This is a genomic window from Pseudoxanthomonas sp. GM95 (assembly GCF_900109775.1).
Lineage (GTDB): Bacteria > Pseudomonadota > Gammaproteobacteria > Xanthomonadales > Xanthomonadaceae > Pseudoxanthomonas_A.
In genome coordinates this window covers 1,246,653-1,269,452 of record NZ_FOAX01000001.1, presented here as the reverse complement: position 1 = coordinate 1,269,452, position 22,800 = coordinate 1,246,653, and the positions used below count along the sequence as shown (strand labels likewise).

Below are 22,800 nucleotides of genomic sequence, written 5' to 3'. Positions count from 1 at the left end.
GCGCGAACCGGTCAGCGCGCCAGCGCGGCCTTGACGGCCTTTTCGGCCAGCGGCTGCATCACCGCGTAGCCGGCCGCATTGGGATGCACGCCGTCTTCGGAGACCTGTTTCGACAGTCCGCCCTGGCCGTTGTCCAACGCCGTGTAGTAATCCAGATACGTCGCCCCGGTGCGCTGCGCGTACTGCTGGATCCAGGCGTTGAGCGTACGGATCTTCGGCGCCGGTTCCAGGCCCGGCTTCCACGGGTAGTCGCTCGCCGGCAGGATCGAGGCCAGCACCACCTTGATGCCATTGGCCTTGGCCAGCTGCGCCAGCGAGGTCAGGTTGTCCTGGATCATCTCCGGCGTGGTCGGCCCGGTATTGCCGGCGATGTCATTGGTGCCGGCCAGAATCACAACTACCGCGGGTTTGAGCGCGATGACATCCTGGCGGAAGCGCACCACCATCTGCGCCGTGGTCTGGCCGGAGATGCCGCGATTCACATAGGGCTTGCCGGGAAAGAACGTCGCGCTGCCGGTCTTGCCCCAGCCTTCGGTGATCGAGTCGCCGAAGAACACCACGCGCCGCTCACCCTTGGCCGTAGGCGGCAACGCCGCGTTCTCGTCGCGATAGCGCGCCAGCTGCGGCCAGTCCGCAAGCTGCTTCTGCATGCCCTGCACCTGTTCGGCGCTGGGCGTCTGTGCGTGCGCTGGAGCGTTCATCGCGCCGATCAGCAACAGTGCCAGCAACGGCACGGCGTGACGGCGAAACCTTGTGAGCTGCATGTCGTCCCTCCCAGTCGGATCATGCGCCGCAGTCTAGCCAACTCGTGGAAACCTGCTGTGCAGGGTTACTTCTTGGCGTCTTTTTCCGCCTTCTCGGCCGCCGCCTTGCGTTCGGCGGCGTCCTTGACGGCTGCGGCGAAACGCGGCTCCTCGCGCAGCAGTTTGGACTGCGGATCGAGCGTGTAGAGCGCGTTCTCCTGCAGGTCGACATGACCTTGGCCATTCGCCATCGGCACCGTGACGGTTTCACCGCTGTTCGAACCGATGCGCACGTCCACCGGTACCGGGAACGGCAGGTTGTCCGGGGTCTTCCACTGCAGCGACAGGCCGGTGGCATCGCGCTGGGCCACCAGCTCCGGCAGCGCGGCGCGATACAGGTACACGTCGAAGAACCAGCCGTAATCCTTGCCGGTCACCTTGTTGACGATGTCGATGTAGTCCTTGGTTGACACATAACGCGGCTTGAAGTGGCCCGGCCACGGATGCGCGCTGCCGTACACCGCCAGGCGGATCGAAGTGAAGAACGCCTCGTCGCCGATCAGGCTGCGCAGCGTGTGCAGCATCAGCGAGCCCTTGTAGTAGATGTCCAGGCCCGGGCCATGCTCGCGGTTGTAGACCGACTCCTCGGTCTGCGGCTTGCCGCTGACGATCGGATACTTGTTCGACAGCGCGGCGCGCTGGTCCAACAGCGCCGCGTGGTACTCCATGTCGCCGCGCAGGTACTGCAGGTACAGCGGCTGCATATAGCTGCCGAAGCCCTCGTGCAGCCACATGTCGTCCCAGTCCGCATTGGTGAGCTGGTTGCCGAACCACTCGTGCGAGAACTCGTGCTGCATCAGCCAGTCGTAACCGTACTTGTCCTTCTTATAGTCGTTGCCATACGCATTGATGGTCTGGTGCTCCATGCCCAGGTGCGGGGTCTGGACCACGCCCACCTTTTCATCGCCGAACGGATACGGGCCGATCTGGCTCTCGAAGAAGTCCAGCATCCTGGGCAGCTCGGCGAACAGGTCCTTGGCCTGTGCGTCCTTGTCGCCCTTCAGATACCAGTACGCCAGCGGGATGGTGTTGCCGAAGCGGCTCTTGTAGCTGCCGCTGAGCTGCTCGTATGGGCCGACATCGATGGCGATGGCATAGGTGTCCGGGTTCTTGGCGCGCCAGTGATAGGTGCGCCAGCCGTTCCTTTCCTTCATGCCGACGAACACGCCGTTGCCCGGCGCGACCAGCGGCGCCGGCACGGTGACGTGCTCGTCGACCAGCAGCGGCTCGCCCTGCGGATGATCGATGCATGGCCACAGCAGGTCACAGCCTTCGCCCTGGATCGCCGAGGCCACCCACGGCTCGCCGGTCGGCGCGGTCGCCCAGACGAAACCACCGTCCCACGGCGCGCGCTTGGCCACGTGTGGCTGGCCGGCGTAGATCACGCGCAGCACCACGCTGCCGCCGGCCTGGAGCGGCTTGGGCAGGGTCACGCGCATACGGCCTTCCGGGTTCTGCCAGGCATCGGCGCCAATGGCCTTGCCATCCACCTCGACGCGGCTGACGGCGTATTCCGGATCCAGGTCCACCACCAGCGCCGACAGCGGCGCGGTCGCCTTGAAGGTCAACTTGGCATCGCCCTCGATGCGGCGCTGCTCGGGGATGACCTTGAAACCCAGGTCCGCGTGCTCGAACACCACCGCCAGCTGCTCCGGCGTGCGCGGCAGGCCGGTCTCCTTGGTCAGCGGGCTCAGGTCGGCAGCCTGCGCCGAAGCAGCGGCCAGCGCGAGCGCCAGGGTGGAAACGAGGACACGGGAACGGGACATGGCGGACCTGGCGGCGAAAGACGAAAACCGGCGCACAGGGTGCCAGCGTTCGGGCGCGCCTGCATCGGTCCGAAGTCATGGAACGACGCACCATGCGAACATCGACCGCTCCCTCGCCCCGGACCTGCCTGATGCGCCGACGCCTGATCGCCTGCCTGCTGTGCCTGCCGCTCACTGCCCTCGCGGAAGCCACGCCGCCCGGCACCGACCCGCGCCTGGACGCGATCGGCAGCGCGCCGTCGGCCGCCCGTATCGAGGCCGACGTACGCACGCTGGTCGGGTTCGGCACACGCCACACTTTGTCCGATACCAAGTCAGACACGCGCGGCATCGGTGCGGCCCGGCGCTGGGTCTACGCACAGTTCCAGCAGATCTCGCGCGACTGCGGCGGCTGCCTCGAGGTGCGCTACGTCAGCGACACCATCGCCGGCGAAAAGCGCATCCCCAACCCGACCGAGGTGGTCAGCGTGGTCGCGATCCAGCGCGGCAGCAGCGATCCCAACCGCATCGTGATGATGAGTGGCGACATCGACTCACGCGTCTCCGATGTGATGAACGCCACCGCCGATGCGCCCGGCGCCAACGATGACGCCTCGGGCTTGGCCGGCACGCTGGAAGCGGCGCGCGTCCTGACGCAATACAAGTTCCCCGGCTCGATCGCCTATGTCGGCCTGTCCGGCGAGGAGCAGGGCCTGTTCGGGGGCAAGATCGTCGCCGCCAAGGCCAGGCAGGAACGCTGGCGCATCGAGGCGATGCTCAACAACGACATGATCGGCAATATCGCCGGCCTCAACGGCGTCACCGACAACCACACCGCGCGCGTGTTCTCCGAAGGCACCCGCGCGGTGGAAACCGAAGCCGAAGCGCGCGCACGGCGCTTCACCGGCGGCGAGCTGGATTCGCCCTCGCGCAACCTGGGCCGCTACGTCGCCCGCATGGCGCAGCACGTGCCGAACCTGGACGTGATGATGGTCTATCGCCTGGATCGCTTCGGCCGCGGCGGCCACCACAGCCCGTTCAACGATGCCGGCTTCCCCGCCGTGCGCATCATGGAAACCAACGAGAACTACGACCGCCAGCACCAGGACCTGCGCACCGAGAACGGCCGCGTCTATGGCGACACGCTCGACGGCGTGGACTTCGGCTACGCGGCCAAATTGACCGCGCTCAATGCGGTCACCCTGGCCGGGCTGGCCTGGGCGCCGCCGGCCCCGGCGCAGGTCAAGATCGACGGTGCGGTGACCGCCGACACCACGCTCTCGTGGTCGCGTCCCACCGCAAAACAGGCGCCGCAGTTGGCCGGCTATAAGCTCTATTGGCGCCTGACCACCGATCCGCAGTGGACGCACAGCCTGTACGTGGGCGATGTCACCACGCATACGCTGAAGAACGTAGTGATCGACAATTACTACTTCGGCATGGCGGCCGTGGCGAAAGACGGCAGCGAGAGCCCGGTGGTGTTCCCGGGCGCAGCGGGCAGCTTCGGCAGCTATTGAGCCGGCGAAGCCGAAGGCTCAGTCTTCCTCGGCCGCGGCCTCGCGGCCCTGCTGGCGGATCAGCGCCTCGAAGCGCGCCTCGTTGATCGCATCGCGCACGCTGTCCAGGTCGGCGCTGGATTCGTCGGGCGTGAACTGGCCGGTGAGTTCGCTGTCGGGCAGCAGCTCGCCGGCCTCGAACAGCGCCCACATCTCCTCGCCATACCAGGTGTCCAGCAATTCCGGCGCCCAGCGGCCCAGGCTGGCGGTGAGGTTGTTGACGTCGCGTAGCAGCATCCGCCGCGCGGCGTTGTTGCCGCCGGCGCTGACCACCTGCGGGAAGTCGATCACCACCGGGCCATCGGGACCGACCAGCACGTTGTATTCGGACAGGTCGCCATGGATCAGGCCGCAACACAGCATCCGCACGACCTGGCGCACCAGCACCGTGTGGAATTCACGCGCCTGCGCGGCTTCCAGCTCGACCTCGCCCAGGCGCGGCGCGCTGAAGCCTTCGGCATCGGTGACCAGTTCCATCACCAGCACGCCGTGGTAATAGCCGAACGGCTCGGGCACGCGCACGCCGGCATCGCGCAGCTGGTAGAGCGCGTCCACCTCGGTGTTCTTCCAGGCCACTTCGGCCTGCTTGCGGCCGTACTTGGTGGCCTTGCCCATCGCGCGCGCCTCGCGACTGCCGCGCACCTTGCGCCCTTCCTGGTACTGCACGCGCTGCTGGAAGCTGCGCTGGGCCATGTCCTTGTAGACCTTGGCGCAACGCACTTCATCGCCGCTGCGCACCACGTACACGGCCGCTTCCTTGCCGCTCTTGAGCGGTCGCAGCACTTCATCGATGACGCCGTCGTCGATCAGCGCCTGCAGTCCGTTGGGGGTCTTCATCAGTTCGGTTTCGAGCGCCGCATGCGTGCGGCCGCGCCGTGCACGGCGGGCCAGTGTCGCATCGCAGGCGTTGCGGATGTTGAAAAACGACAACCGCCGCTGGCGGGTGCGCGGCCAGCAACACACGCATGACGCTGCGATGGCGCGCGGAATCGGTCGTCACGGAATTCGGCACCCATCGACCCACCACAGGCCCATGCCCGGCTGCGCGCCCGCCGATCGAATCGTCCCAAGCTCTTGGCCAGCGCGGCAGGTCGTCCGCCTCCAGCGAAACCCGCATTTCGCAGCGCAGCGCTGCCCAATGCCGGGCGCTTGCGGCAAGATGTCGCCCGCCGCGCTGGGCGGCACGACGAACAAGGCCGGGCCTGGATGCACGCTGTCAGCACCATGGAAGTGTTCTTGATCGCCATGGCGATCATCTTCTGCGTGCCGTTCCTGATCTGGCGCCTGGGCCGGACCGAATACTTCGCCCCGCTGGTGGTCGTGCAAATCATCACTGGCATCCTGCTGGGCCCGGGCATCCTTGGCGCGGCGTATCCGGGCTATTACAGCTTCGTGTTCACCCCGCAGGTCGTGCAGATCCTCAACGGCCTGGGCGGCTGGGCGGTGATGCTGTTCGTGCTGATCGCCGGGATCGAGCTGGACCTCAGCAAGGCCTGGGCGAACAAGCGCGAGAGCGGCATCACCGCCGGCCTGGCATTGGGCGTGCCGCTGGTGTTCGGCGGATTGGCGGCGATCGGCATGCTGCGCTTCCCCGGCTGGATCGGCCTGAGCGGGCAGCCGTGGCAGTTCGTGGTCGGCGTGGGCATGGCCTGCGCGGTCACCGCGCTGCCAATCCTGATCCTGCTGATGGAAAAGCTCGACATCCTGCGCCAGCCGATCGGCCAGCGGATCCTGCGCTACGCCAGCCTGGACGACATCGCGATCTGGGGCGTGCTGGCCCTGGTGCTGGTGGACTGGGAGCGGATCGGCCGCCAGGCGGGTTTCCTGCTGGCCTTCGCCGTGGCCTGCGTGCTGTTCCGCAAGCTGATGCGCGCCATTCCCGAGCGCGATCGCTGGTACGTGATGCTGATCTGGCTGGCGGTGTGCGCGTTTGGCGCGGACTGGTCGGGCCTGCACTACATGGTCGGCGCGTTCCTGGCCGGCGTGGTGATCGACGCGGACTGGTTCGACCAGGCCGACATGGATCGCCTGCGCCACAACGTGCTGCTGGTGATCATGCCGGTGTTCTTCCTGAGCACCGGCCTGCGCACGGCCTGGAGCGTGGGCGGGGCGACGGTGTTCATCGCCGCGCTGGTGCTGCTGGTGGCCGCGGTGGCCGGCAAGCTGGCTGGCGTGCATCTGGCCGGCCGCCTGTTGAAGTGGAAGCCGGGCGAAGCCTCGCTGATCGGCTGGCTGCTGCAGACCAAGGCGCTGATCATGATCATTTTCGCCAACATCCTGCTGGACAAGGCGATCATTACCAACGCGACCTTCACCGCGCTGCTGCTGATGGCAGTGATGAGCACGATGCTGTCGATCCCGATGGCCACCCCGCGCCTGCGCCGGCTGGCGGCGGCCAACGCGGACATGACACCCCGCGATTGATCGACGCCCTGCCCGGCCGCGTGCCGGGCAAGACCGCATCTACACCTGCAGCGAACGCAGCGGCTCCACGCCGGCCATCGTCGAACCCGCATCGCGCATCGCCTCGATGAAGCGCTGTAGTTTGGCCGGCGGATGCCGCGCCGGCGGATAGACCAGATAGACCGGCAGCGGCGTGGCGCGCCAGTCCGGCGCCAGGTGCAGCAGCCGGCCTTCGGCCACGTCCTGCGCCACCACCCACGATGAAGTGATACACGCGCCCAGCCCCAGCAGCGCCGCGTTGCGCAGCGCGTAAAGGCTGTCGGTGCTCAGGCGTGGCTGGATCGGGAACTGCAGCATGCGGCCGTCGTCGCGATGGCGCAGGCTGACTTCGTCGCGATAGAAGGTCTGGATGGCCAGCCACGGCAGCGCCGCCAGCGCGTCCGCGTCCTGCGGCACGCCGGACGACCCCATCAGCGCGGGCGCGGCCACCACGATCCGCGGGACTTCGGCGATCTGCACCGCCACCACCGATGGCAGGTCGACCGCGCCCACCTGGATCGCGCAATCGATGCCTTCGGCGACGAAGTCAGGCCGGCGGTCGTGCAGCAGCCATTCCACCGAGACCTGCGGATAGCGCTGCAGGTAGGCGACGACCGGCGCCACCAGCTGGGTCTGGCCGAACGCATGCGGCACCACCACGCGCAACAGGCCTTGCGGCGCCTCGCGGGTGCCGCGCAGTTCGGCCTCCATCGCGTGCCAGTCCTCCAGCAACTCACGGGCGCGGGCGTAGCAACGCTCGCCGTCCTCGGTGAGCTTCATCGCGTGGGTGGAACGGCGCAGCAGCTTTACCCCCAGGAATCGCTCCAGCGCCTGCAGCCGTCGGCTCACCGTGGGCTGGCTGGCGCCCAGTTGGGTCGCGGCCGCGGACAGGCTGCCGGCCTCGACGATCCGGACAAAGGTCTGCATCAGCTCGATGCGGTCGACGGCGGAAGCGGCGGCTTCTTGCATGCACTTTACGCATAACCGTTCTGAGGCCCAGCAGGCTACCACGGGAATTGAGGCGGCCGGACAATACGCGCCACACATATCTCCGCCCGGAATCCCCCATGTCCTCCGTCCCGCATTCCCATCAGGTCGCCGCCACGGTCGGCGCCGAAACCGCCCTGCCGCGCAGCCTGGTGCTGCTGCTGGCGATTGGCGCCGGCATGAGCGTGGCCTCGCTGTACTACAGCCAGCCGATGCTCGGTGTCCTGGCCGGCGACCTGCACACCAGCAGCCAGCTGGCCGGCTGGGTGCCGACCCTCAACCAGCTGGGCTACGCGCTCGGCATCCTGCTGTGTGCCCCACTCGGCGATCGCTACGATCGCCGCACCGTCATCCTGGTCAAGTGCGCGCTGCTGACGCTTGCGCTACTCGCCGGCGCGCTTTCGCCTGGCCTGCCTGCCCTGCTGGGCGCCAGCCTGGCGATCGGCGTGATCGCCACCGTCGCGCAGGACTTCGTCCCCGCCGCCGCAACCCTGGCCCCGGTCGAACAGCGCGGCCGCATCGTCGGCACGGTGATGACCGGCTTGCTTCTGGGCATCCTGCTCTCGCGCGTGGGGGCGGGCCTGATCTCCGGCCTGTGGGGCTGGCGCGCGGTGTATTTCGTCGCGGCGCTGGGCATGGCCGCGGTCGGCATCGCCTCGTGGCGCCGGCTGCCGCGCTTCCAGCCCACCACGACGCTGCACTACGGCGCACTGCTCGGTTCGCTGGCACAGCTGTGGAAGCAGCATCCCGCGCTGCGTCGCGCCACCCTGGCGCAAGGCGTGCTGGCGATCGGCTTCAGCGCGTTCTGGTCGACCCTGGCGATCCGGCTGCACGACGCGCCGTTCCACCTGGGCAGCACTGCGGCCGGCGCGTTCGGACTCGCAGGCGCTGCCGGTGCCATCGCCGCACCGCTGGCCGGCCGGATCGCCGACCGTCGCGGCCCGGAGCTGGTGACACGCCTGGGCGCGGCGCTGGCCGCCGTCTCTTTCATCGCGATGGCGCTCGGTGCAAGCCTGCCCGTGAACGCGCAGCTGGTCGTGCTGGTGCTGGGCACGATCGGCTTCGACCTCGGCGTGCAGGCCACACTGGTGTCGCACCAGACCATCGTCTACGGCATCGACCCCGGCGCCCGCAGCCGGCTCAACGCGTTGCTGTTCACCGGCATGTTCCTCGGGATGTCCGCCGGCGCTGCCCTCGGCAGTCTCGCCCTGAGCCACCTCGGCTGGGTGGGCGTGCTGGGACTGGCGACGGTGACCTCGCTGGCGGCGCTGGCCGTGCGTTTGCTGCCCCGCCGCTGAGCCAGCGTCACACTCGGGAGTTGCGTGAGGCAGCCGTCGTTTCGGGCGCGGCTCCAACTACAACGCAGTCAACACGCCGCAGTGGTGATGCTGCGTCGCGTCGTGACCGGCCTGTCAGCGGGGCGGATAGTCGGCCGCAGCGGTCAGTTTTGCCTGCGACCGCCCCGCCTGCCGAACCTGCCAGCCACCCCGGAGAGTCCGCATGAAGGCTGTGATTGCCCTGGTCATTGCGCTTGCCCTGCTCGTGATCGGAATTCCGCTGTCGCGCGCCATCAGCGATGGCGACAAGCACACCATCACCCGAACGGTCGAACCGGTCACGCCGGCCCAGGAGCGCGACGCCGCATCCGCCAAGCGCGATTCGGCCAGCAACAAGCCTGCGTCGGCAAAACCTGACGCCACGGTCGCCTCGACACCTTCCCGCTGACGCCCGCAGATCGCCCGACGCACCATGCGCCGGGTGATCTGTATCGATATCCCGGAAGTCGCCGACCAGCGGTGCATGCCTGGGCGTGGTGACTGGTCGCCGCACTGACTGCATCGACGCCATGCCCGGCGCGTATCGTTAGACTGTCGCCAAGCAACGTCGCCGCCCATCCAGAGGCGGCGTCGTTTTTTGTTTTTCGTTTCAGTCACTTAGGAAATGTTCCAAACGAATGGCCGCAACTGCGGCGTCGCGCGGATGGAGCTCACCCCACATGATTTTCGAAACACTCGACACCTCCGGCCATGAACAAGTGGTGTTCTGCCACAACCCCGATGCGGGGCTGAAGGCGATTATCGCCATCCACAGCACCGTGCTGGGGCCGTCGCTCGGCGGCGTGCGCATGCGCCCCTACGCCAGCACCGAAGCCGCGCTCAACGACGCCCTGCGCCTGAGCCGCACGATGACCTACAAGAACGCGCTGGCCGGCCTGAACGTCGGTGGCGGCAAGGCCGTGATCATCGGTGACCCGAGCCAAGACAAGACCGAAGCGCTCTTCCGAATGTTCGGCCGCTACGTCGATTCCCTGGGCGGCCGTTACATCACTGCCGAAGACGTGGGTACCGACGTCAACGACATGGAACATGTCTATCGCGAGACCGAATACGTGGTCGGCGTGCATCAGGTCCATCGCGGCTCGGGCGATCCGGCGCCGTTCACCGCATACGGCGCACTGCACGGCTTGATGGCCACCTTGAACCGCAAGTTCGGCAACGAGGAAATCGGCAAGTACACCTACGCCGTGCAGGGCCTGGGCCACATCGGCATGGAGTTCGTAAAGCTACTCAAGGAACGCGGCGCCAAGCTGTTCGTCACCGACCTCAACCCCGCGCTGGTCGATCGCGCGGTCGAGGAATACGGCGCTGAAGCCGTGGCCCCGGACGAGATCTACGGCATCCCGGCCGACGTGTTCTGCCCGTGCGCCCTGGAAGGCTCGATCAACCAGGAAACGCTGCCCCTGATCCGCGCCAAGATCATCTGCGGCACCGCCAACAACCAGATGTCGCATGTGGTTGGCGAAGAAGCGATGCGTCGCGGCATCCTCTACGCCCCGGACTACGCGGTAAATGCCGGCGGCGTCATGAACGTCTCGCTGGAAATCGACGGCTATAACCGCGAGCGCGCCATGCGCCTGATGCGCAACATCTACCACAACGTCGGCCGCATCTTCGACCTGGCGGAGAAGGAAAAGATCGCGCCCCAGTACGCCGCCGACCGCATCGCCGAAGCCCGCATTGCTTCGATCGGCAAGCTCAAGCTGCCGCTCGGCCGCACCGCGCCACGCTACATGGGACACCTGCGCGGCGATCATTGATCCGCTTCGAAGGCCTCACCCAGAAAAATGCCGGCCCACGCCGGCATTTTTCTTTTAAGACGATGTCATGCCTTTAACTCAAAAGCCGGCCCGATAGCTGGCCAAGACAGTGCACCCCGCCAGCTCTGCCCCGCCAATGCAAGCTGCACGCCCACGGAAAGGCGCCAAAGGTCGTGTTGCCGCCCCTGAAAGCGCGGCCAGATAATGGCGGACCATTCGAATCGACGGGATTTCCCATGAGCGACATCGTCATCGCGGCGGCCAAGCGCACAGCCATTGGCGCCTTCCTGGGCCAGTTCACCGGCGTGCCCGCCACCGAGTTGGGTGCGGCGGCCATTGGCGCGGCACTAGCCGAATCGGGCATTCCTGCCGCCGATGTCAGCGAGGTGATCATGGGCTGCGTGCTGTCGGCCAACCTGGGCCAGGCGCCTGCGCGGCAGGCGGCGCTGGCCGCTGGCCTGCCGACCTCCACCGGCTGCACCACGATCAACAAGGTCTGTGGTTCGGGGATGAAGGCCATCATGCTGGGGCACGACCTGATCAAGGCCGGCTCGGCGCAGATCGTGGTCGCCGGCGGCATGGAATCCATGACCAACGCGCCGCACCTGATCCCCAACTCGCGCACCGGCAACCGCTTTGGCGATTTCAAGGCGGTCGACCACATGGCGTGGGATGGCCTGGTCAATCCGTACGACGGCCAGGCGATGGGCGTGTTTGGCGAGGCCACCGTCGAGAAGTACGGCTTCACCCGCCAGGATCAGGACGCCTACGCGATCAGTTCGGTCGAGCGCGCGCAGGCCGCGCAGGCCAGCGGCGTGTTCGACGGCGAGATCACACCGTTCACCGTGACCACGCGCAAGGGCGAGGTGACGATCAGCACCGACGAGCAGCCCGGCAAGTCGGACATCAGCAAGATCCCTTCGCTCAAGCCGGCCTTCAAGAAGGACGGCACCGTGACTGCCGCCAGCTCGTCGAGCATTTCCGATGGCGCCGCGGCCACGCTGCTGCTGAGTGCCGACGAAGCCGCCAAGCGCGGGCTGACGCCGCTGGCCCGCATCGTGGCCCATGCGACCTTCTCGCAGGAACCGCAGTGGTTCACCACCGCGCCGGTCGGTGCGATCCAGCAGGTGCTTGACAGGGCCGGCTGGTCCATTGATGAAGTCGACCTGTTCGAGATCAACGAAGCCTTCGCCGTGGTCGCCATGGTGCCGATCAAGGAGCTGGGCATCCCGCGTGAGAAGGTCAACGTCCACGGCGGCGCCTGCGCGTTGGGTCATCCCATTGGCGCATCAGGCGCGCGGCTGGTCGTCACGCTCCTTCACGCCCTGCGCGTGCAGGGTAAGAAGCGCGGCATCGCATCCCTTTGTATTGGCGGCGGTGAAGCCACGGCCATCGCGGTCGAGCTGCTTTGAAGACGTTTCCACCTTTAACGCAAAGTTGACGAATCTGAGCCGTACGCCAGCGAATGCTTGACAGTGGAAACCGGATAGTCATGATGTCGCCCGGCGCGCAACTGCGCGTTGCCAAATTAATCGACGAGGATTTACCAAATGAGCATCAACAAGACGCTGATCGCGCTGGCAATGGGCCTGGCCCTGGCCGCTTGCTCGAAGCCGGAACAGGCTGCCGACGCATCGACCGACGCCCAGCAGGCTGCCACCGAGGCGCAGGCTGCAGCTGACACCGCTGCCACCACCCCGACCGCTGACTCGGCCCAGGCTGCTGCTGACACCGCCGCGACCGCTGCTGACACCGCCGCCGCTGCTGCCAGCGACGCTTCGGCTGCCACCACCGACAAGGCTGCCGACGCTGCTGCGACGACCGCTGAAACCGCCAAGGACACCGCCCAGGACGCCGCTGATACGGCTGACAAGGCTGCCTCGGACGCCGACAAGAAGTAATCCGCTTCGGCACGCGCGTTTCGCGCCTGCCACCTGGATACAAGGACCGCCGGGCAACCGGCGGTCTTTTTTTGTCTGGCGCTTATCCAGCTACTTTTCATTGACCGACGCGCCTGTAGAATCCGCGCGCTGCAGCAATCGATACCCCATTCGGGCGAACGGCTTGCATGCACGACACCGCCATTCCATACCGTTGAAGGGGAACGCCATGAACAACAAGCTCAATATCGCGCTGATCGCCGCCGTGCTGGCCCTGGGCGCCTGCTCGCAGAAGACCCAGGACGCCGCCTCGGCCACCGCCGACAGCGCCGCAGCTGATGCCGCCGCCGCTGCCGACAAGGCCGCTGCCGCCACCGACGAAGCCGCTGCCAAGGCCTCCGTTGCCGCGGACAACGCCGCTGCCGCCGCCAGCAACGCTGCCGACAAGACCGAGAACGCTGCACAGGCCGCCACCGCCGACGCCGCGGCCGCCGTGTCCGAAGGCGCCGACGCGACCGCCGACAAGGCCGCCGAGGTTTCCAAGGAAGCCGACGACGCTGCCAAGAAGTAATCGCCTGCCAGGGCTTCCTGGTTGCGCTGAAAGAGCCCGCTTGATGCGGGCTCTTTCTTTTTCAGGCCTCTGCCAAAAGCCGTTCGCAGCGCGAATCAATGCGCAGCCCGGCAAGCACCCGCCATGCGGCCGACGCTTAACGGCGCTAGGATCGGGCAACCGCCGAGGTCTCGCGCACCGGCCATTTGGTGAGACCAGTCACAGCACATCTGTGGCGCAGCCGCGATAGTCCTGTTTCCCCCGACTTGGAGAACCTGCGACATGTCCATGTGGAAAGACCAGTTGTCCAGCAAGAAGGACGCACCGCCGCCCGCCGCCGACCCCACCCCGCTCCGTGACGCTGCCCCGGTACCCGCCATGCCCGAACCCATCGCCGTTGCTCCCGCCCCGACGCCCGTTGCCGCGCCCCGCCCTGCTACCCGCGAGGTCAAGGAATCGCTGATCGCCTCGGACCTGACCATCGAGGGCAAGATCGAAGGCAGCGGCCACGTCCGCATCGCCGGCAAGTTCAAGGGCGACGTCAACGTCCAGGGTGACCTGACCATCGAACAGGGCGCCAAGCTCAGCGGCGGCGTCAAGGCCAACAAGGTCGTGATCGCGGGCGAACTGGAAGGCAATATCGAGGCCGCCAAGCAGGTCGAACTGCTCGCCTCCGGCGTGCTCACCGGCGACGTCAAGTGCGGGACGATGACCGTGGCCACCGGCGCGCGCATGCGCGGCCAGGCCGACTTCGGCTGGGATGGCAGCGAGAAGAAGAAAGACAAGGACAGCGACGCGGCGTGAGCAATGTCCGTCCCGGCACGGCAGGCGCCACCCGCGCCTGTCCACACTGCAAGGCCGTGATCCTGGAAACCGCGGCCGTCTGCCCGTCGTGCAAGCACCACCTGCGCTTTGATGACTCGGTCACCGTCAGCAAGCGCGAGGCACAGCGGCAGGTGCCGCTGAAGGTGGAAGGCACGGTCCTGCATCCACACGATGCCGAGGCCTACGAATACACCGCTGTGGTCGTCATCCGCGACGAGCGCGGCCAGGAAGTGGATCGCCACGTGGTCGGCGTCGGTGCCCTGCGTGCAGGCGAGCAGCGCACGTTCTCGCTGGCGGTGGAAATGTTCCCGCACACCGGTGGAATGGCGCCGCGCGGCAAACGGCGGTTGTCGTGACGATCGCCTGATCGCAAACGCACGAACGAAACACGAGAAACGAAAAGGGCCGCATTGCGGCCCTTCGTTTGATCAGCTCAAGGCTTGCGGCTGGCCGGTGTTGACGGCCCACAGCTGCTGCAGCCGCCGCACGCCCCTGCGCCTGACTGCGCGGCCGGCGGGGCGATCTTCCTGCCCAGGCTGCGCAGCCATGCCGGCCGTCCTTCGCGCAGCATGGGCAGCGCCAGCGCGACGCGCGCTTTGCGAGTCGCATTGGGGAACTGCTTCTTGGCCACGACCCAGGCACTGACCAGCGCCGCCAGGGCGATCACCACGTACTGCAGCACCAGGGAGACGTCCATCAGCCGGCTCCAAGGGCCACGGCGACCTGGTAGGTCACCAGCGACGCCAGGTAGGCCAGCGCGAACAGGTAGCCGGCCGAGAACGCCATGCGCTTCCACGAGTTGGTCTCGCGCTTGATCGTGGCCAGCGTGGACAGGCACATCGGCGCGTAGATGTACCAGACCAGCAGCGACAGCGCGGTGGCCAGCGACCAGCCGTCGTGGATCAACGGCGACAGCGCCTGCGCGGCGGCATCGTCCTCGGCGCCGGACAGCGCGTACACCGTGGCCAGCGAGGACACCGCCACCTCACGCGCGGCCAGGCCCGGGATCAGCGCGATGCAGATCTGCCAGTTGAAACCCAGCGGCGCGAACACGGTGGTCATCGCATGGCCGATGCGGCCGGCAAAGCTGTAGTCGATCGCCGGCAGCGTGGCGTCGGCCGGCGCGCCGGGGAAGGACAGCAGCACCCACAACAGCACGGTCAGGGCCAGGATGATGCCGCCGACGCGCTTGAGGAAGATCATCGCGCGCTCGGACAGGCCGATGGCCAGGTCGCGCAGGTGCGGAATGCGGTAGGACGGCAGCTCCAGCAGCAGCGCGTGCTCGCTCTTGTCGCGGCGCCAGCGCTTCATCACCCACGACACGATCAGCGCACTGACGATGGCGGCGAAGTACAGGCCGAACAGCACCAGCCCCTGCAGGTTGAAGATGCCCCACACCTGCTGCTGCGGGATGAAGGCGCCGATCAGCAGTGCATACACCGGCAGGCGCGCCGAACACGTCATCAGCGGTGCCACCAGGATCGTGGCCAGGCGGTCGCGCGGATCCTGGATCGAGCGTGTGGCCATGATCCCGGGGATCGCGCAGGCGAAGCTCGACAGCAACGGGATGAAGGAGCGTCCGGACAGGCCCGCCGAAGACATCATCCGGTCCAGCAAAAAGGCCGCACGTGGCAAGTAGCCCGATTCTTCGAGCGCCAGGATGAAGGCGAACAGGATCAGGATCTGCGGCAGGAACACGATCACCCCGCCAAGCCCGGCGATGATGCCGTCGGTGAGCAGGCTGTTGAGCGGTCCTTCCGGCAGCGCGCCGCCAACCCAGGCGCCAAGCCACGCGGTGCCGGCGTCGATGCCGTCCATCAGCGGCGTGGCCCAGGCGTACACCGCCTGGAAGATCAGGAACATCACCACGGCCAACGCGACCAGGCCGAACACCGGATGCAGCAGCCAGCGGTCCAGCGTGTCGTCCACGCGCGCGGTGCGGGTCGGCATGGTCACCGCCAGCGACAGCAGGCGGCGGGTTTCGGCGTGCAGGTCGGCATCGTCGGCCAGCACCTGGCGCGGCGGCTGCGGATTGGCGACCACGCGGTCGATCTGCTCCAGCAGCGCCTTGGCGCCGTTGGACTTCACCGCGACGGTCTCCACCACCGGGATGCCCAGCTCGCGCTGCAGCACGTCGGTGTCGATCTGGATGCCGCGGCGCCGCGCCGCGTCGGCCATGTTGATCGCCAGGATCACCGGCAGGCCCAACCGCAGCACTTCCAGCACGAATCGCAGGTTCAGGCGCAGGTTGGTGGCATCGACCACGCACACCAGCGCGTCGGGCGTCGGTTCGCCCGGCAGGAAGCCGCGGCACAGATCCCGCGTGATCGCCTCATCCAGGCTGGCGGCGTTGAGGCTGTAGGCGCCCGGCAGGTCCAGAAGCGCATAGGTCTGGCCGCTGGCGCCTTCGAACCGGCCTTCCTTGCGCTCGACGGTGACGCCGGCGTAGTTGGCCACTTTCTGGCGGCTGCCGGTCAGCAGGTTGAACAACGCGGTCTTGCCGCAGTTGGGATTGCCGATCAGCGCCAGGCGCTGCGGGGCGGCAACCGCGTTCACGCCGCGTCTCCCTGGCGCAGGCGCACGCGCGCGGCCTCGGTGCGACGCAGGGCGAAGCGGGTAAAGCCGACCTGCACCAGGATCGGATCGGCGCCGATCGGGCCGCGGGCAACCACTTCGACCTGTTCACCCGCAACGAAGCCCAGTTCGCGCAGGCGACGGGCGATGGAATCGTTGGGGCCGTGGTCTTCGACCGTATCGACGATGGCCTGGATACGCCTGGGCAGTTCGGACAGCATCACGCGAGCGGGCTCAAATGAAAACAGTTCTCAATAATAGCACTGCGTCACGGGTTCGGGTCTGTCGGTCAGGTCATCGCACGGGACGCTGCGGCCCATCGCTGGCGTACGATGCGCGCCCGCCTACGCTTGCTGTCGCACCGATGCCAGACCCGTTCCAGATCCGTCCGATCCGCCCTGAAGACGATGCCGCGATGGCGGCGATCATCCGCACCGTGATGCCCGAGTTCGGCGCCGGCGGCGCGGGCTTTGCGATCAACGACCCGGAAGTGGACTGGCTCAGCCGCGCCTACGCGCAACCGCGCAGCGCTTACTTCGTGGTCGAAGTCGAAGGCCGCGTGCTGGGCGGTGGTGGCGTGGCGCCGCTGGAAGGTGGCGATGCGACGATCTGCGAGCTGCGCAAGATGTATTTCCTGCCGGCCGCCCGCGGCCTGGGTGCCGGTGCGGCGATGATGCGCGCCTGCCTGGACGCCGCGCGCGGATTCGGCTTCGGCCAGTGCTACATCGAGACGCTCAACGGCATGGACGCGGCCATGCGCCTGTACGAGAAGACTGGCTTCGACCGGCTCGACGCGCCACTGGGGGCGACCGGCCACGGCGGCTGCGACCGCTGGTACCTGCTGGCGCTCTGATCCGCCCCGCATCGCCGGCCATGCCGCAGCGCGCCAGGCGCCGCGCCAGCTTCCCGTAAAATGCCCGCTTTCCTTCCGCCCGCAGGAGTTGCCATGCAGTTGTCCGACACCCGTGCCGTGATCACCGGCGGCGTCTCCGGGCTGGGCCTGGCGACCGCGCAACGGATCGTGGCTGGCGGCGGCAAGGTCGTCCTGCTGGACGTCAACGACGACAAGGGCGCGGCCGCCGTGACCGAGCTGGGCAGCGGCCATGCGCGCTACATCCGCACCGATGTCACCGACGAAACCCTGGTCGCCGCGGCACTGGCGGCCGCGCGCGAATTCCTTGGATCGGTCAATGCCGCGATCAACTGCGCTGGCATCCTCGGCGCCGGCCGCGTGCTGGGCAAAGAGGCGCCGATGCCGCTGGACACCTTCCGCACCACGGTGATGGTCAATCTTGTCGGCAGCTTCAACGTGGCCAAGGCCGCGGCCAACCTGATGCAGCACAACGACGCCGGCGACGATGGCGAGCGTGGCGTGATCATCAACACCGCCAGCGTGGCCGCCTATGAAGGCCAGATCGGCCAGGCCGCGTATGCCGCTTCCAAGGGCGGCGTGGTCGGCATGACCTTGCCGATGGCGCGCGAGCTGGCGCGCTTCGGCATCCGGGTGATGACCATCGCGCCGGGCATCTTCTGGACGCCGATGGTCGATGGCATGCCCGAAGCCGTGCAGCAGTCGCTCTCCGCTTCGATCCCCTTCCCGTCGCGCCTGGGCCAGCCGGACGAATACGCCAACACGGTGGCTTTCATCCTGCAGTCGCGCTATCTCAACGGCGAGACCATCCGCCTGGATGGCGCGGTGCGCCTGGCGCCGAAGTAATCCCGCGCAATACCTCTTTCCTTCCAATCCACACGTAACGGTCCACCACCATGAAGGCTGGCGAAATCAAGAAAGGCAACGTCGTCGAGTACAACAACGGCGTCTACCAGATCCGCGACATCGAACGCTCGTCCCCGCAGGGCCGCGGCGGCAACGTGCGCTTCCGTTTCATCATGTACAGCGTGCCGGGCGGCAACAAGCTCGATGCCAGCTTCGACGCCGACGACAACCTGCCGGAAGTCGAACTGCTGCGCCGCCAGGCGACGTTCTCGTACATGGATGGCGAGGCGTTCGTGTTCCTCGACGACGAGGACTACACGCCTTACACCCTGGACGCGGACGTGATCGGCGATGACGCCGGCTACATCACCGAAGGCCTGACCGGCAGCTACGTACAGGTGATCGACGACCAGCCGGTCGCCCTGCAGCTGCCGCAGCACGTCACCCTGGAAGTAGTCGAGACGCCGCCGGAACTCAAGGGTGGCACCGCCACCAAGCGTCCCAAGCCGGCCAAGCTCAACACCGGCATCGAGATCATGGTGCCCGAGTACATCGTCAACGGTGAGCGCATCCTCATCAACACCACCACCGGCGAGTTCGGCGGTCGCGCGGACTGATCGATGCTGGCGTTGATGCTGACCTGGGCGTTGGCCAGCGGCGCAGCGGCGGACACCCCGCCCTGCGCCGTGTCGGTAGATGTCCTGCCCGAACACCTGCCCGGCCTCTGCGCGCAGCCGCCGGACGTGCGCGCCTTCGTTGAACGCCACGACCGTTGCGTGCACTTCGCCGGTGAAGATCCGTACGACGAGGCGCGGCGTGCCGAACTTGCGCGCGAGATGCAGGCCGCCTGCAGCGGCGCCGGGTCACAATTCAAAAGTTTGCTCGAACGCTATCGCGATCAGCCCGACCAGCTTGACTGGCTGCAGCGCTACGGCCGCGACGTGGGGCTCTCGCCCGAAGGCTGACCGTCCCCGAGTTTCAGCTGCAGTCCGCCCGCCTCGCGATTGAGCCTGCGCAGGCGTTCGCCGAGCGCCGTCAGATTGCCCTCGGTGCCTTCGATGTCCGCCCGCAATCCATCGGGCAACCACTGCTTCGCATCGTCCTGCAAGGCGCGACGCGACGCGCGCTGCTCGATCGCGCGCGGACCCGCCTCCGATGCCAAGAAGGCGCGTTCAGCCTGCTGCGGCAGGCCGTAACCGGGCTGGCCGGCCAGCAGCCGCGCGGGCTGGGCGAAGAAGCCTTCCTCATCCAGCAAGGCCTGCAGGCGCACGCCGCCTTCGCGGACGGCCACATCGTGGGTATCGGAAAGAAAGCGCTGCTTGAGCGCGTCGCGCGCGGCCTGTTCCTGCTGGCGACGCGCGGCTTGTTCCAGGACCAGCAGCGCCGCGCTGCTGCGCAGGTCCGCCCGCTCGATCCACGCTGCGCGCTGGGCCGGCGGCAGTTTCAACCAGGCCTGCACCGAGGCTTCCGGGAGTGGAAGCGCCTGGCGCAGCACGTCGAACATGGCCTGGTAATGCACGCTGGCCGCCGGAAAGAAATAGCCCACGCGCTCGGCCTGCGACAGATCATCCAGCACGGCCGCATCGGCGATACCGGCGCGCTCCAGGCGCCGCAACAAGCCCTTCGGTGTGATCCCCGACAGCTGCGCATCGGCCAGCCGCGGCACGCCATCGTGCAGCAGCTTGTAGGTCTCCACCGCGCAGTTGTTGGCGATGAAGCGATAGCCGCCGTCGTAGCTCCAGTGCACCTGCGCGGCCCGCTGCAGCAGCGAGGCGATCTCGTCCTGCTTGAGCGCCAGCGGGATCGAGCGCAGCCCGCGTAGCTGCACCTGGGTGTATTCGTCGAGCACCTGCGCCAGCGGCAACAGATACAGGCGCGCCGGATAGCGGCCGGTCAGCCCGCCCCAGCTGGACAGCTGCACATCATCGATGAAGGCGCGGAACGAGAGCACGCGGTGTTGCTGCAGATCCAGCCGGCAATCCGGGCCGCGCGGCCGGCCCGGCGCGCAGATCACCAGCCGCAGCATGCTGTGGCCCCAGCGGCTCATCGCCTCGCGGTTGCCATCGGCCAGCAGGTAATCGACGGCATAGACGCGCGCCGGATCGATCGCCAGCAGCGGCGGCTGCGCACCGTCCTCGAAGAACGACAGCGCCGGCGCGCAGGCCGCGACGTCCAGCTTGGTGTTCAAACGGGCGGCGAAATACGCGGCCAGCGCGGGCCGGCGGCAGGCGTAGTCCGCATCCAGGAGGAAGTGCTCCAGGTTCACCGCCACGTATTCGCGCGGCGACTGCAGTTCGTAAGGGTCAGGCGAGCGATCGGTGAACGGATTGCGCTGCTGGCGCAGCCACAGCCGCGGCCAGGTGCCGACCTGCCAGCCGGCCAGGTCCAGCAGGCGCGGATCGCGCGAAAACCCACCGGCCGTGCTGCGATCCAGCAGGTGCGCAAGTTCGTGGATCAGGGCCGCGCTTGCGGCCGCCGCTCCAGGCGCGTCGGGCGCCATGCCGCCAGGCACATCGCCCATGCCACCGACCAACAACTGCCGCGGCAACAGAATCCGGCCGCTGCCGGTGGCGCGTCCGTGCACCCGCTCGGGCAGGTCGTCGCGCCAGGCCACCGGCACCTCGCCCAGTGCATCGCGCCAAGCTGGCGGCAGGCGCGCGGCCACATCGTCCAGCAACGCCTGACTTGCAGCGCGCTGCGATTCGTTCAATCCGGTGGAATCAGGCTGCCAACGCAGCGAGGCCTGCGCCGAGGGCAACAGGCCGAAACACACCAAGGCCACCAGCCACCGCCAGCGCGGCGGCCGGCGCACGCGCATCACAGTGCCAGGATGGCCTGTGCCAGTTGCAAGTCCGAGGCATCGCGGGCGGCGACATCACGCTCGCGCAGGTTGCGCAGCGCCGCTTCAAGCCGCGCGCCGCGGATCTGGCCGTTGCTGGCCACGAAACTCGCCGCGTCCACGCGCGCTTCCAGCACCAGCTTGTCATCACCAGAGGAACTGTCAGAGGAAGCCGAAGATCCGGCTGATCCTGCCGAAGATCCGGCGGCGGAGGTCCCACCCGCACTCGAAGAAGCCCAGGCCGGTGCGCTGCACGCGAGCAGCAGGACGGTGGCGATGCGTAGACGCATGTACGTGACTCCATTCAACTCGGGGGATCGATGCCGCAAAGGCTACTGCATCCGATCACCCGCCTGCACCCACGCCTGGCGGGTTCAGGCGTCGAACAGCTTGCCAGGGTTCAGCAGGCCGGCTGGATCCATCGCCTGGCGGATGCCACGCATCAGCGCGATCTCGGCCGGGCCACGGGTGCTGTCCAGGTAGTTTTTCTTGACCAAACCAATACCGTGTTCGGCCGAGATGCTGCCTTCGTGCGCCTTGAGCGCCTGCGCCAGCAGCTTGGTGACCTGCTCGCAATCGCGGACGAAATCTGCCTGCGCCATGTCGGCAGGCTTGAGCACGTTGATGTGCAGGTTGCCGTCGCCGATGTGGCCGAACCACACCACCTCGAACTGCGGATAGGCCTCGCCCAGCAGCTTCTGCGTTTCTTCCAGGAAGGCCGGCATGCGCGAGATCCGCACCGACACATCGTTCTTGTAAGGCACGTGCGGCGCCAGCGATTCGGTGATGCCCTCGCGCAGGCGCCACAGCTGCTGGGCCTGGGCATCGGACTGGCTGATCACGCCGTCGGCGACCCAGCCGGCCTCCATGCAGGCCTCGAACGCGGCCATCGCCGCGGCCTCTTTCGCTTCGTCGCCGGTGGCGAATTCGGTGACCACGTAATACGGATGCACTTCATCGAACGGCTTGACCGCGCCATGTGCCAGCACGTGCTTGAGCGCGATGTCGGTGAAGAATTCGAACGCCTCCAGCTGCAGGCGCTCGCGGAACGCGGCGAACACCTCCATCAGCGCTTCGAAGCTGGTCAGCGCCAGCAGCATCACGTTGGTCGGCGGCGGCGGATCGGTCAGGCGCAGCGTGGCTTCGACCACGATGCCCAGCGTGCCTTCCGAGCCGATCATCAGCTGGCGGATGTCGTAGCCGCTCGAGTTCTTGACCAGGGCGCGATTGAGATCGAGCAGTTCGCCATCGGCGGTGACCACCTTCAATCCGGCGATCCATTCGCGCGTATTGCCATAGCGGATCACGCGGATGCCGCCAGCATTGGTGGCGATGTTGCCGCCGATCGAGCACGAGCCGCGCGCGGCGAAATCCACCGGATATTCCAGGCCTTCCTCGCGCGCCGCGTTGTGCACGGCTTCCAGCGGCATGCCGGCCTGCACGGTCAGCGTGCGATCCACGCGATCGAAGGACAGCGGTTTGTTCAGGCGCTCCAGGCTCAGCACCAGCTCGCCATTGGCCGCCACCGCACCGCCGGACAGTCCGGTACGGCCGCCCGAAGGCACGACCTTGACCGCATGTTCGCTGGCCCAGCGCATCACCGCCTGCACTTCCTCGACGCTGCCCGGAAGCGCGATGGCCAGCGGGTTGGGCGTCCAGCGACGGGTCCAGTCGCGACCGTAGTGTTCCAGGTCGCCGGCGTCGGTTTTCAGGCGCAGTTCCGGCACGGCCGAATGAAGGGAATCCAGCAAAGAATCGGTCATGACAGTTGCGCGTGAAACCGCT

The 22,800-nt window shown here is 67.4% G+C and carries 24 protein-coding genes; 14 read left to right on the top strand and 10 right to left on the bottom strand.

Going from position 1 to position 22,800, the window contains the following annotated elements:
* Positions 1 to 11: 11 nt before the first annotated feature.
* Both BMZ17_RS06005 and BMZ17_RS06000 read right to left on the bottom strand, forming a co-directional pair.
* Entirely contained in the window at positions 12 to 701 is a 690-nt protein-coding gene (locus tag BMZ17_RS06005; RefSeq protein ID WP_093138072.1) for an SGNH/GDSL hydrolase family protein, read from the bottom strand.
* Positions 702 to 829: 128 nt separating this feature from the next.
* Entirely contained in the window at positions 830 to 2,569 is a 1,740-nt protein-coding gene (locus BMZ17_RS06000) for a M1 family metallopeptidase (protein ID WP_093137116.1), read from the bottom strand.
* A gap of 131 nt (positions 2,570 to 2,700) precedes the next feature.
* Between BMZ17_RS06000 and BMZ17_RS05995 the strand changes: the two genes are divergently transcribed.
* Complete coding sequence (locus BMZ17_RS05995; RefSeq protein ID WP_093137113.1) at positions 2,701 to 4,065, top strand: M28 family metallopeptidase; 1,365 nt, start codon at positions 2,701 to 2,703, stop codon at positions 4,063 to 4,065.
* 18 nt (positions 4,066 to 4,083) lie between these two features.
* Here the strand turns inward: BMZ17_RS05995 and BMZ17_RS05990 are convergent, their stop codons facing one another.
* Positions 4,084 to 4,941 (bottom strand): PA4780 family RIO1-like protein kinase, encoded by an 858-nt coding sequence (locus tag BMZ17_RS05990; RefSeq protein ID WP_093138071.1) that lies wholly within the window; start codon positions 4,939 to 4,941, stop codon positions 4,084 to 4,086.
* Positions 4,942 to 5,310: 369 nt separating this feature from the next.
* Here BMZ17_RS05990 and BMZ17_RS05985 point away from each other — a divergent pair, with 369 nt between their 5' ends.
* Complete coding sequence (locus BMZ17_RS05985; protein WP_093137111.1) at positions 5,311 to 6,528, top strand: cation:proton antiporter; 1,218 nt, start codon at positions 5,311 to 5,313, stop codon at positions 6,526 to 6,528.
* 39 nt (positions 6,529 to 6,567) lie between these two features.
* Here the strand turns inward: BMZ17_RS05985 and BMZ17_RS05980 are convergent, their stop codons facing one another.
* On the bottom strand, positions 6,568 to 7,515 hold the full coding sequence (locus tag BMZ17_RS05980; RefSeq protein ID WP_093137108.1) for a LysR family transcriptional regulator: 948 nt from the start codon (positions 7,513 to 7,515) through the stop codon (positions 6,568 to 6,570).
* Positions 7,516 to 7,613: 98 nt separating this feature from the next.
* On the opposite strand from BMZ17_RS05980, the gene BMZ17_RS05975 reads away from it, so the two are divergent.
* The 8 genes from BMZ17_RS05975 to BMZ17_RS05940 all read left to right on the top strand — a co-directional run bounded on the left by BMZ17_RS05975 (position 7,614) and on the right by BMZ17_RS05940 (position 14,241).
* Positions 7,614 to 8,831, top strand: coding sequence for an MFS transporter (locus BMZ17_RS05975; RefSeq protein WP_093137105.1), 1,218 nt, complete (start codon positions 7,614 to 7,616; stop codon positions 8,829 to 8,831).
* A 202-nt stretch (positions 8,832 to 9,033) separates the two neighbouring features.
* Positions 9,034 to 9,258 carry a hypothetical protein gene (locus BMZ17_RS05970; protein WP_093137103.1) on the top strand — a complete coding sequence of 75 codons (225 nt, stop codon included), beginning with the start codon at positions 9,034 to 9,036 and terminating at the stop codon, positions 9,256 to 9,258.
* Between the two features lie 271 nt (positions 9,259 to 9,529).
* The gene (locus BMZ17_RS05965; protein ID WP_093137100.1) at positions 9,530 to 10,630 is read left to right on the top strand and encodes a Glu/Leu/Phe/Val dehydrogenase dimerization domain-containing protein; all 1,101 of its coding nucleotides are present in this window, start codon (positions 9,530 to 9,532) and stop codon (positions 10,628 to 10,630) included.
* 236 nt (positions 10,631 to 10,866) lie between these two features.
* Positions 10,867 to 12,042: a thiolase family protein gene (locus BMZ17_RS05960; RefSeq protein ID WP_093137097.1), complete on the top strand. Its 1,176-nt coding sequence runs from the start codon at positions 10,867 to 10,869 to the stop codon at positions 12,040 to 12,042.
* Between the two features lie 138 nt (positions 12,043 to 12,180).
* Positions 12,181 to 12,531, top strand: coding sequence for a hypothetical protein (locus BMZ17_RS05955; protein WP_093137094.1), 351 nt, complete (start codon positions 12,181 to 12,183; stop codon positions 12,529 to 12,531).
* 208 nt (positions 12,532 to 12,739) lie between these two features.
* Positions 12,740 to 13,081 carry a hypothetical protein gene (locus tag BMZ17_RS05950; protein WP_093137092.1) on the top strand — a complete coding sequence of 114 codons (342 nt, stop codon included), beginning with the start codon at positions 12,740 to 12,742 and terminating at the stop codon, positions 13,079 to 13,081.
* A 261-nt stretch (positions 13,082 to 13,342) separates the two neighbouring features.
* Positions 13,343 to 13,864, top strand: coding sequence for a bactofilin family protein (locus tag BMZ17_RS05945; protein ID WP_093137090.1), 522 nt, complete (start codon positions 13,343 to 13,345; stop codon positions 13,862 to 13,864).
* Positions 13,861 to 14,241 carry a hypothetical protein gene (locus tag BMZ17_RS05940; RefSeq protein WP_093137088.1) on the top strand — a complete coding sequence of 127 codons (381 nt, stop codon included), beginning with the start codon at positions 13,861 to 13,863 and terminating at the stop codon, positions 14,239 to 14,241. Before BMZ17_RS05945 ends, BMZ17_RS05940 begins: the two co-directional genes overlap by 4 nt.
* A gap of 77 nt (positions 14,242 to 14,318) precedes the next feature.
* Here BMZ17_RS05940 and BMZ17_RS05935 read toward each other — a convergent pair whose 3' ends face one another.
* The 3 genes from BMZ17_RS05935 to BMZ17_RS05925 are packed head-to-tail and all read right to left on the bottom strand — an operon-like array spanning position 14,319 to position 16,683.
* Positions 14,319 to 14,582 carry a DUF6587 family protein gene (locus BMZ17_RS05935; RefSeq protein WP_093137085.1) on the bottom strand — a complete coding sequence of 88 codons (264 nt, stop codon included), beginning with the start codon at positions 14,580 to 14,582 and terminating at the stop codon, positions 14,319 to 14,321.
* Positions 14,582 to 16,441, bottom strand: coding sequence for a ferrous iron transporter B (locus BMZ17_RS05930; RefSeq protein WP_093137083.1), 1,860 nt, complete (start codon positions 16,439 to 16,441; stop codon positions 14,582 to 14,584). Before BMZ17_RS05930 ends, BMZ17_RS05935 begins: the two co-directional genes overlap by 1 nt.
* The gene (locus BMZ17_RS05925; protein ID WP_093137081.1) at positions 16,438 to 16,683 is read right to left on the bottom strand and encodes a FeoA family protein; all 246 of its coding nucleotides are present in this window, start codon (positions 16,681 to 16,683) and stop codon (positions 16,438 to 16,440) included. Before BMZ17_RS05925 ends, BMZ17_RS05930 begins: the two co-directional genes overlap by 4 nt.
* A gap of 140 nt (positions 16,684 to 16,823) precedes the next feature.
* Here BMZ17_RS05925 and BMZ17_RS05920 point away from each other — a divergent pair, with 140 nt between their 5' ends.
* The 4 genes from BMZ17_RS05920 (at position 16,824) to BMZ17_RS05905 (ending at position 19,141) form a co-directional block, all read left to right on the top strand.
* Positions 16,824 to 17,312, top strand: a complete 489-nt coding sequence (locus tag BMZ17_RS05920; protein ID WP_093137079.1) for a GNAT family N-acetyltransferase — start codon at positions 16,824 to 16,826, stop codon at positions 17,310 to 17,312.
* A 93-nt stretch (positions 17,313 to 17,405) separates the two neighbouring features.
* Entirely contained in the window at positions 17,406 to 18,176 is a 771-nt protein-coding gene (locus BMZ17_RS05915; protein ID WP_093137076.1) for an SDR family NAD(P)-dependent oxidoreductase, read from the top strand.
* A gap of 50 nt (positions 18,177 to 18,226) precedes the next feature.
* On the top strand, positions 18,227 to 18,793 hold the full coding sequence (gene yeiP / locus BMZ17_RS05910) for an elongation factor P-like protein YeiP (RefSeq protein ID WP_093137073.1): 567 nt from the start codon (positions 18,227 to 18,229) through the stop codon (positions 18,791 to 18,793).
* A 15-nt stretch (positions 18,794 to 18,808) separates the two neighbouring features.
* Positions 18,809 to 19,141 (top strand): hypothetical protein, encoded by a 333-nt coding sequence (locus BMZ17_RS05905; protein WP_139202800.1) that lies wholly within the window; start codon positions 18,809 to 18,811, stop codon positions 19,139 to 19,141.
* On the opposite strand, the gene BMZ17_RS05900 is transcribed toward BMZ17_RS05905, so the two are convergent.
* The 3 genes from BMZ17_RS05900 to BMZ17_RS05890 all read right to left on the bottom strand — a co-directional run bounded on the left by BMZ17_RS05900 (position 19,105) and on the right by BMZ17_RS05890 (position 22,778).
* Positions 19,105 to 20,994, bottom strand: coding sequence for a DUF7844 domain-containing protein (locus tag BMZ17_RS05900; protein ID WP_093137066.1), 1,890 nt, complete (start codon positions 20,992 to 20,994; stop codon positions 19,105 to 19,107). The genes BMZ17_RS05905 and BMZ17_RS05900 overlap by 37 nt on opposite strands.
* Positions 20,994 to 21,305 (bottom strand): DUF2388 domain-containing protein, encoded by a 312-nt coding sequence (locus BMZ17_RS05895; RefSeq protein ID WP_093137063.1) that lies wholly within the window; start codon positions 21,303 to 21,305, stop codon positions 20,994 to 20,996. Before BMZ17_RS05895 ends, BMZ17_RS05900 begins: the two co-directional genes overlap by 1 nt.
* Before the next feature lie 84 nt (positions 21,306 to 21,389).
* Entirely contained in the window at positions 21,390 to 22,778 is a 1,389-nt protein-coding gene (locus BMZ17_RS05890) for an FAD-binding oxidoreductase (RefSeq protein ID WP_093137060.1), read from the bottom strand.
* Positions 22,779 to 22,800 lie beyond the last annotated feature (22 nt).